A 15,348-nucleotide genomic window follows, 5' to 3' on the forward strand; every position below is an offset into this window, starting at 1 on the left:
ACTTTTCATAGAAAATATGAAAGTCCCTTTTTTTGTAAGCCCAACTGGTGGGCAATTTGCTGAAAAACGATATTTACTTCAGGAGTTTGAAATATCTCATTTGTCATATAATCGATTAAAACAATTGTTGATCTTTCATCAGTCAAGGCTGATATTTGCAGCAGGGCTCAAGCCGCTGATTAAGTTTAGCATGTCCGTATGCTGAGGCCTCCACCCCAACAATTTCTTAGCCTTCTCCGAAGAGGACTGATTATTCCAGGTCCAGAATTCTGATATGAAGGAATTGCCTAACAAATTCACCGATTCACTCATACTGGTTTCTATTGTTCTGCCGCCACATCCGGCTCCCAGGCTTAACGCTGCTGCAAGATCGCCGGTCTTTATACCGCTCTGGGCTCCGGCATAATAAAGCTCGCCCGCAAGGGACTTGTCCAGCGCCAATACATAAAGGTCTGCCAGATCGTCTACATGCACGAAGGACCACTGATAATCCCGGCTAAAATCCACATACGGTACTGCGCCGATACGTATGGATGCGGCGATTAGGGAAGACAGCAAAGCATGACCATTCGATCTACCGTAAACATTTGGCGGACGAAGTACGATCCCACGAATGCCTTTTTTGCTCATTACGTATTTTTCTGTTTGCATTCTTTCGCGACCGGCCTTCACCATTTCCCTGTTATCATCAAGTGCAGCTTTGCCTTTCCTGAAACGGTCCGGCGTTTTTTCATCAAAAATAATTCCCTCAGTATCGCCTAGCATTCCGGTACCGCCTGTATAGATGAACGTTTTTCCGTAATTGCCCATCGCGTCCACTAAAGCCGAAACGGTTTCTCTTTCAGCAGCCATTGCAGCAGCAAAGCCATTTTCATTTTGCTTAAAACCTGCATGGATGACGGCATCGGATTCGCTAACGGCATTAATAAGAACCTCCATATCATCCAGTTCCCCCCTTACTACCGTAATGTTTCTGGCGTGCAAGGCCGCCGCCGACGCTTCGGACCTGGCCAGGCCGGTAACCTGGTGTCCCTTTTGTAAAAGTTTTTCCGCAATAACGCTGCCGATATACCCGGTAGCTCCCGTTAAAAATACTTTCATGCTGTACGTTCGTTTAAAGATTTTGGGTTGCCAAAGCGCCTGGTGAGTTCAGGAAAGCGAATGATCGCTGTTATCCAAACCGCCGCCTCAATAGCCATCGGAAATAAAATGTTCTGTTGATGCTGTAAATGGGTCGCTATCGCACCGCCCAGGTAAGATGATAATAACAGCGTACCAAGAACCCCGCTTCGCTGGAACAGGAACAACAGTACCGATAGAAATTCTATACAACCAAGAAATGTGTAAGTTTCTGCGGAAATTCCGAACGATGTGCCCATCTGAAGTGCATGTTCGCTACCTTTAATTTTATCAATAGCTGATGCAAAGAGCATCAGGCCGATCAGACCGCTCAATACCCATCCTGTGATTTTCCTCGTTTTTGATGTCATTCGTATATTCATTTTGAGATCATAATGCCATTCCACCGTCAATGAAAAACTCCGCGCCGGTAATGAAAGAGGATACCGCGTTATCAGCCAGGTAAGCGACCAGTTTAGCTACATCCTCCGGTACGCCCATTTTTCCCAGTGGCACCTGGCTGATGACCATTTCTTTCATTCCCTTTAGCGTAGGTTCGTCCATACCAAACTTACCCTGCATTTCAGTCTCCGTCGGCCCCGGGTTAACGGTGTTTACCCGGATGTTCCTTCGCGCTAGTTCTTTGGCCGCGATTTTAGCTAAATGACTAACGGCCGATTTACTCGCTGAGTAAACCGAGCTGTTCTCCATAGTTAGCGCGGTGTTCCCGGAAGTCAGAAAGATAACGGAAGCGCCATCATTGAGAATAGGAAGGAATTTCTGAAGGGTAAAGAAACTCCCCTTAAAATTGACATTGACCATAGTGTCGAACTGCGCTTCAGAAGTATGAACGATAGACTCAAAAAAGGCTACCCCGGCATTTATAAACAGTACATCTACGTTTCCGAGCGAGCTTTTAATATCTGTTACCAATTTATCAAGTTGATTCAGATCTGCCTGATCCGCCAGTAAACCCGTTACCCCTAGTTTGTTAGCTGCTTCATCCACGGCATGCTGACGTTTTCCGGTAACAACCACCTTTGCGCCACGCGATTTAAACTCCCGAGCTGCGGCGTAGCCGATGCCACTATTCCCACCAGTAATGACAACTACTTTGTTTGTTAAATTATCCATTGAGATTTCTTTTGTTTGATCACACAAAGTTCAGTACAGGTACGGTATGTTTGTAATGAATTACCAAAAGGTAAGTAGTTACAAGGAGGATAGTATATGATGAACGAGGAAGTTCGCTGTAATAATGTTCATTCCGCCATTCAGGACACGCTATATGTTGTTAATGGCAAATGGAAACTGGTCATCCTTTCTGTATTAGTCAATGGTGGAACCAAACGCTTCGGCGAACTATCCAGGGAATCAGGCATCTCACCTCGAATATTATCAAAGGAGTTGCATGAACTGGAGATGAATCAATTGGTTAGTCGACGTGTTTGCGATACGAAGCCGGTGACGGTGGAATATACAGCAACTGAATATGCAGGTACGCTAAAGGAGGTGATCGACGCTATGATTCGATGGGGTCAGAACCATAAAAGGAAGATTTTAAACAGCTGATATTGAATAGAAACATCCAATATCATATACGTTTGTTTGATATAGCGATGCTTTTTAAATCCGTAAAATTTAAAGGGGGCTATCAGTAAGCCGAAGCCTTTATTAGACGAATGTGGGTTGATCCTAAAAAAAGTAAAGGGCAACGGCAGCAGGTTTCCAGAAAACCTGTATGAGGAAGAGTAGTACTTTCCGCTTCCATATGCTAACGGACGGGCGCTTCGTTTGTACGTACGAGTTGCTCGTCCTATAGGATGAGGCTATGGAAAGCTCCTTTTTTATGAAAATTTGAAATAAGGAAAGACCCACTTCTAAAGGCAGCTAAAAGGTTAACCAGCAAGATTTTTATGTGAATGCAGGCACAGAGGTAAAAGATTAACAGCAAGCGGGAAATTTAACCTTCGTTCAGCACCCGCAGCTTGCCGCCAGGTGCACTTTACTCAAACAGGGCCTGTAGTTCCTATTTACCTCCCTATCCAATAGGAGTACCTCTCTCTGTAGACTATGGCCTTATTAGTCATAGCGCAACAGGAAAAGTATATCTCTCCGCAAGAAACAAAGCCCCTAAATAAGGACTTAATTGAGCAAGTCACAATTTTGGAGTAAATCAGACAAATTATCCGGATCAGGGATAGGATAAAGTGATTTGGAATTTAAAATAGTTTCAATCGGGGAGTTGTATGATGTCTTGAGATGAATTACCCTCCACGTTTTTTTTCCAGGCTGATATATAGGCCAATAGAGGGCAAAGGCTTTTTCCCAAATCTGTGAGTGCATACTCTACCTTCTGTGGAAGCTCCGTATACTGTTTCCTGCTAATTAAACCATCAGCTTCAAGTTCTCTCAGTTGTTCAGTTAATACTTTTCTTGATATAGAGGGTATCCGAACATTGATTTCCCCAAAACGCCTAGCATGCTTGGAAAGCATATGCAAAATAATCACTTTCCACCGTCCTCCAATCAGGGCTATCGTTTCCATAGCTGGACAGTCAGCATGATCTAAGTTACTTTTCATAAGTTACTTTAAGGTTACCGGTTTTTGTTCTGTTATCAGATAGCAAGTGTTACTTTTCAAAATCAATATTATTTTCTTTGCGTAACAAAAGTAAATGTTTATTGATCTTAAAAAAGAAATTATGATTTTAGTAACTGGTGCAACAGGTAATTTAGGTAAAGCCACCATTAATTCGCTCTTAAACAATGGTACAGATGCAAAAGACATTGCTGCATTGATAAGAAATGAAACTAAGGGGATAGAATTGAAATCGAATGGAATTCTGGTGAAGCTTGGCGACTATCAGGATTTTGAGTCTTTGAGAAGTGCATTTCAGGGTGTGGACAAGCTATTGTTGGTATCTTCTTCATCGGATATAGTACACAGGTTTGACCAGCACAAAAATGTGATTGATGCGGCCAAGGAAGCTGGTGTCAGTCATATCGTCTACACGGGCTTTGATATGAAAGATTTACAGCAAAGCACAATGGTGGAAGATGTTCAATACCATGCATACACAACTGATTATTTAAAACAAATGGCTGCTCCTTATACATTGATGAATAATACACTCTACGCTGATATGATTCCGATAATTTGTGGAAAAAATATTTTGAAGAACGGTATCTCCATCCCGGCAGGAGTTGGCAAAGTGCCTTTTTTGCCAATAACAGAAATGGCTGAAGCTTTAGCCGTTGTACTAACTACTCCGGGCCACGAAAATAAAGAATATGTGATTGCAGCAGATACCGCTTTCTCCTTCGCTGAGATTGCTGACATAATATCAGAGATCACGGGAACAACGATAGCTTATAACCAAACTGAGGTAATGTCATATGTTGCGCAGCTTGTACAGCTAGGGCTTCCTGAAGATGATGCAGCGTATCTGGCAAGGTTCGCTGGAGCGATAGCTAAAGGAGAATTCGATACAAATAAAAGTGATGTAAAACAACTACTGGGTAGGGCAACAACCAGTTTGTCTGATTTTTTAAGAAACATATATAGTAAGTAATTATTTCTAATTCTTCCTCTTTTTGTATAAATAGGATTATTTATTCTCGTTTGTGCTTCAAAATAATGTTGAATCCCTTTCCAAATTGTAATACTGTTCAGCTATTTACACCAACTACAATGACAGATGTTAAAAAGACTAGCACAAATGTCAAAAAACATTTAACCCGATGCCCTGTATAACAGCTAAAAAAGCCGGTTTGTCGATTAGTTTGACGATTTACAGATTTTTCGGAAGTGACAAGAAAGGATGTCCTAGCTTTCCTTCGATGAAAACAAGAGTGAACACAATTTTGATCCATTTTCTGTTTCTGGCTGTCTTTTTTTATGCACCAATAGTACTTCGGCCGGATTTCGCTGAAAACATAATGCCGCAAAACTGGCAAATGATCATGATTGTGAACAATATGTTAGCGGTTATGGTATTCTATGTCAATTACTACCTATTAATACCACGCTTCGTTTTTCACAGAAGATATTTTAGTTATATTATCTATGCACTTTCAATGGTAGCCTCAGGTTTATTTTTACCTTCACTGATAAACCTGATATTCTCAATATTCTCTTATCCCATTTCTCAATCCTACTCTTTCCACTTAATAGCGGGTCCTCTTATCATTATGTTCGGAATGAGCTTTGCTTTGGCATTTGCGCTGAGGTTTTCAGGTGAATGGCAGAGAATGCGGCAAGAAAAAGCAGAAATGCAGAATGAAATGAGAACGGCAGAATTAATGTCTCTTAAGAAGCAACTCAACCCACATTTCTTTTTCAATACACTGAATGGAATTTATGCCATGATTATTAAAAACTCGCCTTTGGCCTCCAAAGCGGTATTACATTTATCCAATATGATGCGCTATGTGTTATATGATAGCGATTGCAATAGTATTGAACTTTCACGCGAAGTAAAGTATATAGTCGATTATATAGAAATGCAAAAGATGCGGATTTCAGACAATAATCATGTTCATTTTTCCGTCAGCGGCGAACTTACAGACACATCCATTCTTCCGCTTATTTTTATTCCGTTTGTAGAGAATGCATTCAAATACGGTATATCTGCTGATGACGAAACCTCTATTCTCATTACTATAGAACGTTGTCCCGAGTCGCTTATATTCACCTGCAAGAATGATGTTGTGGCTCATAAAAACCAGACGACTCATTCGGGGATAGGAATAAAAAATACGCGAAAACGCCTGGAAATGACCTATCCGCGTAAACACGAATTGCACACGTTACAGCTGGTAAACAAATTCTTAGTAACGCTAAATATCGATTTATCATGTTAAACTGTATTGCTATCGATGATGAGCCGCTATCATTGGATGTGTTGCGTAGCTATATGCAAAATATGACTGAGGTGTCGCTGGCAAAATCTTTTACCAGCGCACGAAAAGCAAAGGAGTATTTAAATGAACACCCGGTAGATCTGATTTTTCTGGACATAGAAATGCCGGATACGGATGGACTTTCCTTTTACAGATCACTAAAGCATCCTCCAGGGGTTATCTTTATAACAGCTTATAGTAACTACGCAGTAGAGGGGTTTGCAGTAGATGCTATTGACTACCTGCTGAAACCAATTGACCCGGATAGACTGCAAGAAGCTGTTTTTCGGGCACTAAGCAGGATACAACACACTATAAATAACATTCCTGACACCTACATGCGTGTACGTTGTAATTACCAGATGAAAACAATCTATTTCACCGACATCCTTTATATAGAATGTCTGAATGATTATGTAAAGTTCTTTCTGGAAAAAGAACAAAAGCCAGTTCTTACATTATTGTCAATGAAAGAGGTGATGGCAAAATTGCCGGAGTTCCGTTTTATACGTATCCACAGATCTTACATAATTCCGGTAAATAGAATTACTTCCTATAACAGCAGATATATTCACTTAAACAACATCTCTCTTCCTATTGGCGAGACCTACCGGGAGAGCATCCGACAAACGTTGCAAAAATGATAGGCGACTATTCTCAGGCAAACTTTATCGGTTTATCCATTTTTCTCCCTTACACACTATAACCCTTTTAATTTCATGCTTTCCGTATCAACCGGTAAGAGTTGAAAAGCAGATAGCATGAAGTATACATTATTCCTTTTCCTGTTATTAATTTTGTCAGGTATTAAAGTATTGCCGCAGCTTCCAGGGCAGCTGCTTTTGCATAACCCGGAAAACGCCCGCATCGTTTATGAGGAAGATACAGCCGGTAATAAGGTTCCGATACCCATTGGTTCTGTCATAAAAGTGTGGTACAGATCTCAAAAAGTAAAGTGGTTTTCTCAGCCATTGGCAAGAACTGATTTTAATAAGCATACCTATTTTCTGGAAGCACGCCTGAGTGGAGCAACCGACTCCCAGTTATTATTCATGAGAAAGCCCCCGCCGTTCCCCTTGGGGTTATTTATGAAAATGGGCCCCAAAAAAGGGCCACTTAAATTTGATACTATTCCTTTATCTAGCATAACATCGGTCAGATCCTTTTCGAGTGGTGCTATGAACGCTTACCGTAATGCTTCCATGATGCCCACTATGTCTTTTGTCCCTACTTCCATCAATGGCTTTCCCATGGCAGTGTTCTTCCCTTCTGCACTAGGTATTGTGTTCACAGGCTTTAGTGATATAATGTATCCCATGCATTCGTTAAAGAAAAATAAGTACAAGCTTGCCGTTGAAACAATTCCTTTAGACAGTACCTTATTTATAGAATTGAATGGCGTAGGTATCGATCCCCAATTGGAGTGGGATATTGATAAGCATGCCCGATGGGAAAAACTATTCACCCGGTTATACGGATTCCAACGCGATTCGCTGTTACTGGAAAATCAGGACAGGGTAATTCTTTCACTTACCTACGGTGCCAGGATGTTCCCTGGTTATGCGTTAGGTACTAAAGATACAAAGACCGGTGTGGATATCACGGACCGGCAAAGAGAGTATGGCTTCATTTCAGAACGCTTTATTTCTCAATCTGATCGCATAGGTATTGAAATACTGATGCAGCCGGTAAAAGCCTCTATGGATATTGCAGTGGACGGATCGGCCATGAAATTAGGTGCAGGCAGTATTATTTCTACCTATTCGTTCTATAAATACGGTCTTGGTGGATTATGGGGAAAACGTTTTCGCAATACCATTGAGAGGCGCCTCAAACAGCTTAATCCACATTCGACTAACCCGGAAGTGCAGGATAATATCTATTCACTGTTGAAGAAACTGGTGTCAGAGCCAAAAGCATATATGCTGTTTGGATTAGGAGCGGTAAATGCTAATCTGTTCCGGGTGAGAGTGGGACAACAGGGAACAAGTATTTCATCAAAAGAATACAGCCAGACAAAATTTGCTATAGAAGGTGGTGGTGGCGTTTCCAGTCGTTTGGGTAAGCGTCTTTTCGTGGATATGGGATTAAAATACACCTGGACATCCGGCTATACTCCACCACTAGGCGGCATTACCAGTTACAATAGCTGGAAGCTACAGTTTAATGTCGGTTGGATTACCAACTCTGGATTCGCAAGAATGAAAACTAATATAGAGAAACAACTAAACTAATACTTACAGCACTTTTACAAATTCTTTTTTCTTCTACGTCGATAAGTTTCCCCGCCTATGATGGCAACCATTTTTACGCGGCTACTTTCAGATTTGTCACATACTGTTTACCCGCTACTTTTTTTCTGATGTGGTCATTTTGTTACTGATTTTAATTATTATGGGCGGGGAGCCAAACCTTTGTCGGCGTAGGTTTCATTACTTAGCCAAATAGGTCCTGCCACCATCTTTAAACCATATAATATAACTGGCAAACAATTATATGATCGCTCCCTTTTTCGTTAACAGCAGATTGCCAGACAGATGGGCAAACCGACAATTACTCTTTCCTGATCAATGCTGATTGTAAGCTGTCCATTTTTTCAATTCGCCACCCCTTATTTAGTTGCAGTTCCCATCCATTACTTCGTATAATATTATCTTTTGCATGTACACTATCCACTGTCGGTAATATGATTACTTTCCAGTTCTTCATGAGCATCCCTCCCTCCACTAACTTCAAATTTCCCCAAACATCATTTATTTCTGCGGTCGGATATACAGTGCCCAACTCTCCCAGGTCAAATAAATTGTTGGGATTAAACACTATGTTCATTTTCTCTAGGTTGATGATCAACACCGGTTGATGAGTAAAAAGACGTTTATAAGTATCCTCCTGCTGTCGTCTGATTTTCTCTTTCATTGTTTCAGCATGTTTGATATTCTCTCCCTTATACTGCCTTTCCAGTTTAGCCAATGCAGATGTAACTGTTTGTTCAGGCACAGTCAACTTATAATATTTTTTAATCAAAGCTGGAAATGAAGAATTTGAGGCGACTGACTTTGTCCATCCCGGCGATTTCTCATATAGCAAATATCCATAAACGGGGCCGGTTATATAAGCCATAGATCGAATCAATGACAATCGGGTGTCAGCCTTATCAATCTCATTATACAAATGTTGCCTTATACTGCTGGATAGTCTACCCAATAGCACTCCTGTATATTCAGCGAGTCCTTCATTCATTTCCAGCAAGCGTTCGTTGTCAAAGGTTAAAGGAAACAATTCCTGTCGTTTTTTTCGAAAAAGCAGTGCATTAACCAAATCATTCTTACGCTGATCAACGGGCCTGGCTAAGGCTGCTTTTAAAGCCTGTAGTTCTAACAGAAAAAAGATACGTCCGTTAGTCGTTGCCAGATGGTCTATTGTCGGGCTCTGAGCTGGAATCCCAAGTTTATGTTGTATGCGGTGAAAGGATTCATGTAACATAAGGCTTAGTCGCTCCTCCCTGTCAACTGGTAATGGCCATAACATCATTGACCACAACCTTCCTTGCCAGTTTATAGATGTATTGGCAATCATCACTTCCTGAGGTAATTTTCCTTTGTAAATGCCTTCTTTAATGGAGGTAAAAGTCCCTGCACTATCCTGAATGTTTGCATAAGTGGTTCTGGAATGAGAATCAACTAGTAACATAGGGCCATAAAGGGGGTATTTCCATATTGCATTGCGGCTGCTTGCGGAATCCGCTTGCCTGAAATAAGTGGCTGCAAACAACGTGGCACTATCTACTCCCTGGGCTATCCCACAAAAAGTAATAGTGATTAGCATTAACAATCCAATAATAGCCTTCATGTCTTTTTTTGTGTAAATTAAAGGCTGATCTGACGTGATGCTCTCCAATTATACCAATGGCCGTATCTCTTTTTCTATAGGTAATGTCATTACATAACGACCGTTAATCCTGTAAATAAGACATTTGATATAAAACGAATGTACTTCTTTGGCATTTTAATTAATTTGTTTCATGCAGCGTTTTTTATTACATGTGAGCTTTTGGCTGGGTTTCTTCTTTATATGGAATCAGATAACGTATTTTTATATTAGTGATAAGGGAAACCGCCTTTACTTTTCTGCGCTGGATGTTAGTTTGATAGCTTGTGCCTTTTATGGCATTTATGCTTACCTGATGCCCCGTTATTTTAAGCACAAGAACATAGCAAAGCTACTGGCACTATCGTTAATATATCTTATACTACTGGCAGGCGGATATGCTTTTGTTATGAAGCTATTTTTGAACCACATGCTGGTTCCCATCCACTTTAATTTTTCATGGAACTACACTGATTTACAGTATAATCGCTTCTTCATTGCATTGCTGGGTTTGTTGGGGGGAGGCGCTTTGAAGCTGGCGCTTGATCGTGTGAATGCCCAACGTAGACTTAATGCGATGGAAAAAGCTAATTCACTGGCGGAACTGAACTACCTCAAAGCACAGCTTAACCCTCATTTTTTATTCAATTCTCTCAATAGCCTTTATACACAATTAGATTTTGATCTACCACAGGCAAAGGTTATATTGGTGACTATAGCTGACTTATTACGCTACCAATTGTATGAATGCAGTGCTGACTTTGTTCCTTTATCCAAAGAATTATTGCATCTGGAAAATTACTTCAATCTTCAGCGAATACGTACAGAAGCAACTACTATTTTAAATGTAAAAGTAGATGACAACGACTTAATGATTTCACCTTTGGTGCTTATGACATTTGTTGAAAATGCTTTTAAGCACGTGTCTGATGACGATAGCAGAGAGAATATCATACAAATCGACATTCAGCTTACAGAAGGAAAACTGCATTTTTTTTGTATGAATACAGCCTCTGTTAAGGAACATCTATCTGCTACATTTGAAAGTATGGGAATTGGTTTGCAGAATGTTAGACAGCGACTGGAACTCTTATATTCCAATAAATATGAACTTACCACCAAAGAACTTGATAGTAAGTATTACATCTATCTAAATCTAATCTTAAGATAATGATGAACTGTATAATTGTAGAAGATGAACCATTGGTACGTAAACAAATAGAAGGATACATTGAGAGAATACCTTTTTTACACCTGGTTGGAACAGCACGTAATCCAATTATTGCCAAAGCTATCTTACAAACTGAAGTGGTTGATCTTATTTTTCTGGATATTAAAATGCCTCAAATGAGTGGTATTGAATTTTTACAACGGCATGATGTGTTTCAGCAAGTTATATTCATAACCGCTTATCCTGAATATGCTTTAAAGGGATTTGAGTTGAATGTCACCGATTACTTAATGAAACCTGTAACATTTGAGCGTTTTACAAAAGCCTGTGAAAAGGCAAAAGTTAAAATTTATGGTTCATTAACTGTAAAAAATAATCGGGAGCATCCTGATTATTTATATGTCAAATGCGATAATTGCTTAGAGAAAATAGCGTTTGTGGATATACTATTTATCGAATCCATGTTGAACTATGTACAAATTGTTACTACAGAACGAAAATATACAGTATACTCCAGCCTGAAAGCAATTAAAGGGCATTTACCACAAAGTCTTTTTTTAAAGATACATAAATCCTACATTGTGGCTTTACATCACATCAGCACCTTCGGACAATCTCAGGTTCAAGTCGCAGGACACAAATTACCAATAAGTCGCAGGAACCTTCAAACCATAAAACAGTATTTGACAACCATACAACAGAACCCGCTTTATATTTCGCCTCAAACTAAGTAAAAGTATATAATAGTTATAGTAGAATGTAGTATTATAGTCGCGCTGCTATTCCGTTTTCTTATTGATAGGCCAGCCAACCGGCTTAAAAAAAGCATACTAAACAGAGTAACAATAACAACTGTTACCTCCCTGGAGAGGAAGAAAGTTGATCATGCCTGATTTTCTGTCCGTATTTATAAAGCTCACTATAGATATTAAAAAACTTAGCTTCCTCTTTTTCGGTGAGCGATGTATTGGAGAACATAATTACAGCCACCTCTTTATTTAAATCCGAAAGCATAAATGTTCTCACTCCCGGGTCGCTTCCGTTGTGCCCGATTCGTTTTCCACCCATCTTGGTAGCCCAAAATATACCTGAGTTAAGGTCTTTCGGGTCAGTATTCTCTGGTTTGTTCTTTTCGTTAAATTGAAAGGTCAGCATCTGCCCTGCGGTTTCTTCTTTAAGAATTCTGGTATTCTTATACGTTCCGTTATTAAGCAGCGCGATGAAAAATCTGGACAGGTCATCTGTAGAGGTATGTACGCCACCATCAGGATAGGTTGTTAAGCCATATAGCTCAATGTTCTTGATACCATTCTCGTCCTTAACATACAGCTTCGCATGTTTTTTGAGATTGATTTCTGATAAAAACCAGCCCGTATCATCCATATGCAGGGGCTTAAATATATAATGTTTGCTGTATTGGTTCAATTTCTGTCCGGTACGCTGTTCCACGATAAAGCCGGCGAGTGCCGTACCAATATTGGAATATTCGCGGAAGGTACCTGCCTTATGATCCAGAAAATTCTCTTTTGAATAATACTTGCCTCCCGCCACGAAATAATTCCTAAGAAAATCGCCCAAAGCCTCCGGAGAATCCTTTCCGTTAAAGTAAAGACTGTCCGTATAAAATGGATACCTGTCCGTTAATCCGGAAGTATGGGTTGCCAGGTTCCGCAATGTTACACGGTCTTGCGGAAAGTAAGGATTCACTATCTTAAATGGTAGATAGCTGTTGATATCTTCATCAAGTGAAACCTTGCCCTGTTCAACAGCTTTCATCAGGCAAGCTCCGGTAACTGTTTTGGTTACAGAGGCAATATTCATTATGGTCGAGGTGGTAAACGGTATCTTGTTTTCCTTATCTGCAAAACCAAATCCTTTTTTCCAGACGACCTGCTTGTCAACAATGATGGATGCACTCAGGCCAACGATGCCACTCTCGGCCATCTTCTGCCGGATAACGCTATCCATGGCTAGAGAAGTGCTCAAATCTCTTTGAGCAATAAGGCTGATTGACCAGCCCAGCAACACCAAAGCTATTCCTGTAGGTCTTAATTTTTTGATCAATTTTAATATAGGCATAAGTAAGATAATATTTTATTTTTCCCTATTACTATGTCTTCTGAGTGTCACTTATCATTTCCGATCTGTGCAATCAGTTCCACTTCCAACTTGCAATTGGGTTCATATAGTCTGCTGATTTGTACCCATGTAGCAGCGGGAAAGTCACCCTTATAAAACTCCTTTCGAACATCATTGTATTTCTTCATTGTCTCTATATCAGTCGTATATAGGGTTTCTTTCACCACATCTGCGAAGGATGCACCATTTGCACTCAGGCATTTACCCAGTGCCCGGTAGACCTGATCTATACCTTTTGGATTAAGTTCCTCTGTGGGTATACCCGAAATATATAGCATATTGCCAACTTTAACTACCTGTGCATACCCCACATCTTCATTCTGCATTTGGTGATTGCCCCAGTGCCACTTCTGTTTAACGCCAACACCTTTTTTATCTGCATGTGTATCTGTTTTTACTTCCTGGCCATTATTGTTATTACAGGCAAAAGTGGCGAACAGAAACAATACAAAACAAAATTGTATTCCAATCTTGGTCAAATTATGCTGAGATAAATACATCGAATAAAACTTTTCCATTTTTTATTTATGACTGTTGATCTATACTGTCAAAAAGGTCTTTCTGTCATTGCAGACTAAGGATTATCCTTCCTGACACCACGCAGGAATGTAAGGGCCATTGTCGCAATGTCCCCCGTTAGCTTTGTGGGTGAATGGCAGTCGCAATTGCTGAGTCCTATTACATAAATGTCTTCACCAGGTATATATACAGCCATTGTCTTAAATCCAAATATGCTTCCCCCATGCTCCCGGGTTGGCACTTTGTTTATATCCCTGATATGCCATCCATAACCATAGGAAAACTCCTCACCATTATTTAGTTTATACCTGCTAAATGCTTTTCTCGTTTCAGCGGTATCAAGCAGAATATTTTTATTCAGCGCATTTTGCCATTTCAACATATCCGATATAGTTGACATTAAAGAACCGGAAGAAAACGGAACACTGAAATTGATTACTGTTTTATTTACATATCCGGACTCCTTTTTTTGGTATCCATAGGCTCTTCCTTTAATAACTTTCCGATCACTCGCATAATATGACCGCGTCATGCCAACTTTATCGAAAATGTGTCCCCTGATATATTCTTCATATTTTTCCCCGGAAACAAGTTCAATCAGGTAACCCAGCAAAACGTAGCCTGCATTATTATAGTCAAATTTTTCCCCAGGGGCAAAATCAACAGGCTCGTCCTTAAAGAAATCGACCATCATTTTAGGTGTCATTTCTTTTTGTGCGATATCCGCTAAGGATTTCATTTTCGTAAAATCTTTTATTCCGGAAGTGTGCGTCAATAGGTGGTGAATGGTTATTTTGTTCCCATTGGGATAATCCGAAATGTATTTGGAAACAGGATCCCCAACGCTAAGCTTACCTTGCTGCTCCAACATCAGTATTGCTACAGCCGTAAACTGCTTCGTCATGGAACCGAGCTGGAATACATTGTCCGTGGTCAAGTCATCGCCAAGTTCCAGGTTCGCTTTCCCAAAAGCTTTTTGATATACTGGTTTTCCATGATGTGCAATCATAAACACACCCCCTGGGCCATCTTTGTCCTTAAAATCTCTTAGGATGATTGTGTCAACTGCATTTTCGAGGTTTTGGGCTTCAATAGTGAATGGACCGGTAAATATCCATAAAATAAATACTACAAAAAGTTTCTTCATTTAACCAATTTATAATGTTGTTCCGCTATAAGATCGTAAGAGCATGGATGTAGCAATTTCTGCCGATTACACAATTTCCCATGTCATCCGGCAGCGGGTGCATCCCAGTAAAAGGGCGGCACACAAGGATCACATTTAAATTTAAGCAATTTACCTAGAGAGTACCCTTCCGACTTCTTTTTTACGAATACATAAGCCAGGTCCAGGTATTCTTCCATTTCTTTTCCATTTTCGTCACGCCCTTTTAACACTACGGAATAGAATTTCCCGTCCTTTGATACCTTACTAAATACTTCCTTAACTGTAACCCTGCGCAACGGATCGTCGTTGCAACAGCTGCACCAAAGTACTACAACACTCTCTTTTTTCAAATATGTGACCGCTTTTTCTGCCTGCTCCCGCGTTAGCGCAGCCAACTGATCGGCTTTCGCCAGGAACGTATTCAGCATCAGCAGTATTACAACAATAGTTCTTTTCATAA

16 protein-coding genes are annotated in these 15,348 nt (G+C 40.3%); 7 read left to right on the top strand and 9 right to left on the bottom strand.

The window, feature by feature from the left end; genetic code table 11:
* Nucleotides 1–138: 138 nt before the first annotated feature.
* From FLA_RS11850 to FLA_RS11860, 3 genes are read right to left on the bottom strand one after another with little or no spacing between them, the layout of a single operon-like run.
* Nucleotides 139–1,101 (bottom strand): NAD-dependent epimerase/dehydratase family protein, encoded by a 963-nt coding sequence (locus FLA_RS11850; protein WP_076380692.1) that lies wholly within the window; start codon nt 1,099–1,101, stop codon nt 139–141.
* Nucleotides 1,098–1,490 (bottom strand): DoxX family protein, encoded by a 393-nt coding sequence (locus tag FLA_RS11855; protein ID WP_076381024.1) that lies wholly within the window; start codon nt 1,488–1,490, stop codon nt 1,098–1,100. Before FLA_RS11855 ends, FLA_RS11850 begins: the two co-directional genes overlap by 4 nt.
* 19 nt (nt 1,491–1,509) lie before the next feature.
* On the bottom strand, nt 1,510–2,253 hold the full coding sequence (locus FLA_RS11860; protein WP_076380693.1) for an SDR family oxidoreductase: 744 nt from the start codon (nt 2,251–2,253) through the stop codon (nt 1,510–1,512).
* Nucleotides 2,254–2,349: 96 nt separating this feature from the next.
* Between FLA_RS11860 and FLA_RS11865 the strand changes: the two genes are divergently transcribed.
* The gene (locus tag FLA_RS11865; RefSeq protein ID WP_076380694.1) at nt 2,350–2,691 is read left to right on the top strand and encodes a winged helix-turn-helix transcriptional regulator; all 342 of its coding nucleotides are present in this window, start codon (nt 2,350–2,352) and stop codon (nt 2,689–2,691) included.
* 661 nt (nt 2,692–3,352) lie between these two features.
* Here the strand turns inward: FLA_RS11865 and FLA_RS11870 are convergent.
* Complete coding sequence (locus FLA_RS11870) at nt 3,353–3,703, bottom strand: winged helix-turn-helix transcriptional regulator (RefSeq protein WP_076380695.1); 351 nt, start codon at nt 3,701–3,703, stop codon at nt 3,353–3,355.
* A 94-nt stretch (nt 3,704–3,797) separates the two neighbouring features.
* Between FLA_RS11870 and FLA_RS11875 the strand changes: the two genes are divergently transcribed.
* The 4 genes from FLA_RS11875 (at nt 3,798) to FLA_RS11890 (ending at nt 8,258) form a co-directional block, all read left to right on the top strand.
* Complete coding sequence (locus FLA_RS11875) at nt 3,798–4,694, top strand: SDR family oxidoreductase (RefSeq protein WP_231940428.1); 897 nt, start codon at nt 3,798–3,800, stop codon at nt 4,692–4,694.
* Nucleotides 4,695–4,962: 268 nt separating this feature from the next.
* Complete coding sequence (locus FLA_RS11880) at nt 4,963–5,985, top strand: sensor histidine kinase (protein ID WP_159445146.1); 1,023 nt, start codon at nt 4,963–4,965, stop codon at nt 5,983–5,985.
* Nucleotides 5,979–6,668: a LytR/AlgR family response regulator transcription factor gene (locus FLA_RS11885; RefSeq protein ID WP_076380697.1), complete on the top strand. Its 690-nt coding sequence runs from the start codon at nt 5,979–5,981 to the stop codon at nt 6,666–6,668. The genes FLA_RS11880 and FLA_RS11885 overlap by 7 nt, the downstream gene beginning before the upstream one ends.
* Before the next feature lie 117 nt (nt 6,669–6,785).
* The gene (locus FLA_RS11890; protein ID WP_076380698.1) at nt 6,786–8,258 is read left to right on the top strand and encodes a hypothetical protein; all 1,473 of its coding nucleotides are present in this window, start codon (nt 6,786–6,788) and stop codon (nt 8,256–8,258) included.
* Between the two features lie 319 nt (nt 8,259–8,577).
* Here the strand turns inward: FLA_RS11890 and FLA_RS11895 are convergent, their stop codons facing one another.
* Nucleotides 8,578–9,873 carry a hypothetical protein gene (locus FLA_RS11895; protein ID WP_076380699.1) on the bottom strand — a complete coding sequence of 432 codons (1,296 nt, stop codon included), beginning with the start codon at nt 9,871–9,873 and terminating at the stop codon, nt 8,578–8,580.
* Between the two features lie 172 nt (nt 9,874–10,045).
* Between FLA_RS11895 and FLA_RS11900 the strand changes: the two genes are divergently transcribed.
* Together FLA_RS11900 and FLA_RS11905 are read left to right on the top strand one after the other, a co-directional pair.
* Entirely contained in the window at nt 10,046–11,062 is a 1,017-nt protein-coding gene (locus FLA_RS11900; protein ID WP_076380700.1) for a sensor histidine kinase, read from the top strand.
* The gene (locus tag FLA_RS11905) at nt 11,062–11,796 is read left to right on the top strand and encodes a LytR/AlgR family response regulator transcription factor (protein WP_076380701.1); all 735 of its coding nucleotides are present in this window, start codon (nt 11,062–11,064) and stop codon (nt 11,794–11,796) included. Before FLA_RS11900 ends, FLA_RS11905 begins: the two co-directional genes overlap by 1 nt.
* A gap of 121 nt (nt 11,797–11,917) precedes the next feature.
* Here FLA_RS11905 and FLA_RS11910 read toward each other — a convergent pair whose 3' ends face one another.
* The 4 genes from FLA_RS11910 to FLA_RS11925 all read right to left on the bottom strand — a co-directional run bounded on the left by FLA_RS11910 (nt 11,918) and on the right by FLA_RS11925 (nt 15,346).
* Entirely contained in the window at nt 11,918–13,141 is a 1,224-nt protein-coding gene (locus FLA_RS11910) for a serine hydrolase domain-containing protein (RefSeq protein ID WP_096510943.1), read from the bottom strand.
* 47 nt (nt 13,142–13,188) lie between these two features.
* On the bottom strand, nt 13,189–13,719 hold the full coding sequence (locus tag FLA_RS11915) for a RidA family protein (protein WP_197705887.1): 531 nt from the start codon (nt 13,717–13,719) through the stop codon (nt 13,189–13,191).
* A gap of 56 nt (nt 13,720–13,775) precedes the next feature.
* Nucleotides 13,776–14,867, bottom strand: a complete 1,092-nt coding sequence (locus tag FLA_RS11920; protein WP_076380702.1) for a serine hydrolase domain-containing protein — start codon at nt 14,865–14,867, stop codon at nt 13,776–13,778.
* A gap of 83 nt (nt 14,868–14,950) precedes the next feature.
* The gene (locus FLA_RS11925; RefSeq protein ID WP_076380703.1) at nt 14,951–15,346 is read right to left on the bottom strand and encodes a hypothetical protein; all 396 of its coding nucleotides are present in this window, start codon (nt 15,344–15,346) and stop codon (nt 14,951–14,953) included.
* Between the last annotated feature and the right edge of the window lie 2 nt (nt 15,347–15,348).

This window comes from Filimonas lacunae (assembly GCF_002355595.1).
Taxonomy (GTDB): Bacteria; Bacteroidota; Bacteroidia; order Chitinophagales; family Chitinophagaceae; genus Filimonas; species Filimonas lacunae.

What these genes read in the sequence shown, in the direction of transcription:
- FLA_RS11850 (WP_076380692.1), bottom strand. Translation starts at nt 1,101, where the DNA reads ATGAAAGTATTTTTAACGGGAGCTACCGGGTATATCGGCAGCGTTATT.
- FLA_RS11855 (WP_076381024.1), bottom strand. Translation starts at nt 1,490, where the DNA reads ATGACATCAAAAACGAGGAAAATCACAGGATGGGTATTGAGCGGTCTG.
- FLA_RS11860 (WP_076380693.1), bottom strand. Translation starts at nt 2,253, where the DNA reads ATGGATAATTTAACAAACAAAGTAGTTGTCATTACTGGTGGGAATAGT.
- FLA_RS11865 (WP_076380694.1), top strand. Translation starts at nt 2,350, where the DNA reads ATGATGAACGAGGAAGTTCGCTGTAATAATGTTCATTCCGCCATTCAG.
- FLA_RS11870 (WP_076380695.1), bottom strand. Translation starts at nt 3,703, where the DNA reads ATGAAAAGTAACTTAGATCATGCTGACTGTCCAGCTATGGAAACGATA.
- FLA_RS11875 (WP_231940428.1), top strand. Translation starts at nt 3,798, where the DNA reads ATGTTTATTGATCTTAAAAAAGAAATTATGATTTTAGTAACTGGTGCA.
- FLA_RS11880 (WP_159445146.1), top strand. Translation starts at nt 4,963, where the DNA reads ATGAAAACAAGAGTGAACACAATTTTGATCCATTTTCTGTTTCTGGCT.
- FLA_RS11885 (WP_076380697.1), top strand. Translation starts at nt 5,979, where the DNA reads ATGTTAAACTGTATTGCTATCGATGATGAGCCGCTATCATTGGATGTG.
- FLA_RS11890 (WP_076380698.1), top strand. Translation starts at nt 6,786, where the DNA reads ATGAAGTATACATTATTCCTTTTCCTGTTATTAATTTTGTCAGGTATT.
- FLA_RS11895 (WP_076380699.1), bottom strand. Translation starts at nt 9,873, where the DNA reads ATGAAGGCTATTATTGGATTGTTAATGCTAATCACTATTACTTTTTGT.
- FLA_RS11900 (WP_076380700.1), top strand. Translation starts at nt 10,046, where the DNA reads ATGCAGCGTTTTTTATTACATGTGAGCTTTTGGCTGGGTTTCTTCTTT.
- FLA_RS11905 (WP_076380701.1), top strand. Translation starts at nt 11,062, where the DNA reads ATGATGAACTGTATAATTGTAGAAGATGAACCATTGGTACGTAAACAA.
- FLA_RS11910 (WP_096510943.1), bottom strand. Translation starts at nt 13,141, where the DNA reads ATGCCTATATTAAAATTGATCAAAAAATTAAGACCTACAGGAATAGCT.
- FLA_RS11915 (WP_197705887.1), bottom strand. Translation starts at nt 13,719, where the DNA reads ATGGAAAAGTTTTATTCGATGTATTTATCTCAGCATAATTTGACCAAG.
- FLA_RS11920 (WP_076380702.1), bottom strand. Translation starts at nt 14,867, where the DNA reads ATGAAGAAACTTTTTGTAGTATTTATTTTATGGATATTTACCGGTCCA.
- FLA_RS11925 (WP_076380703.1), bottom strand. Translation starts at nt 15,346, where the DNA reads ATGAAAAGAACTATTGTTGTAATACTGCTGATGCTGAATACGTTCCTG.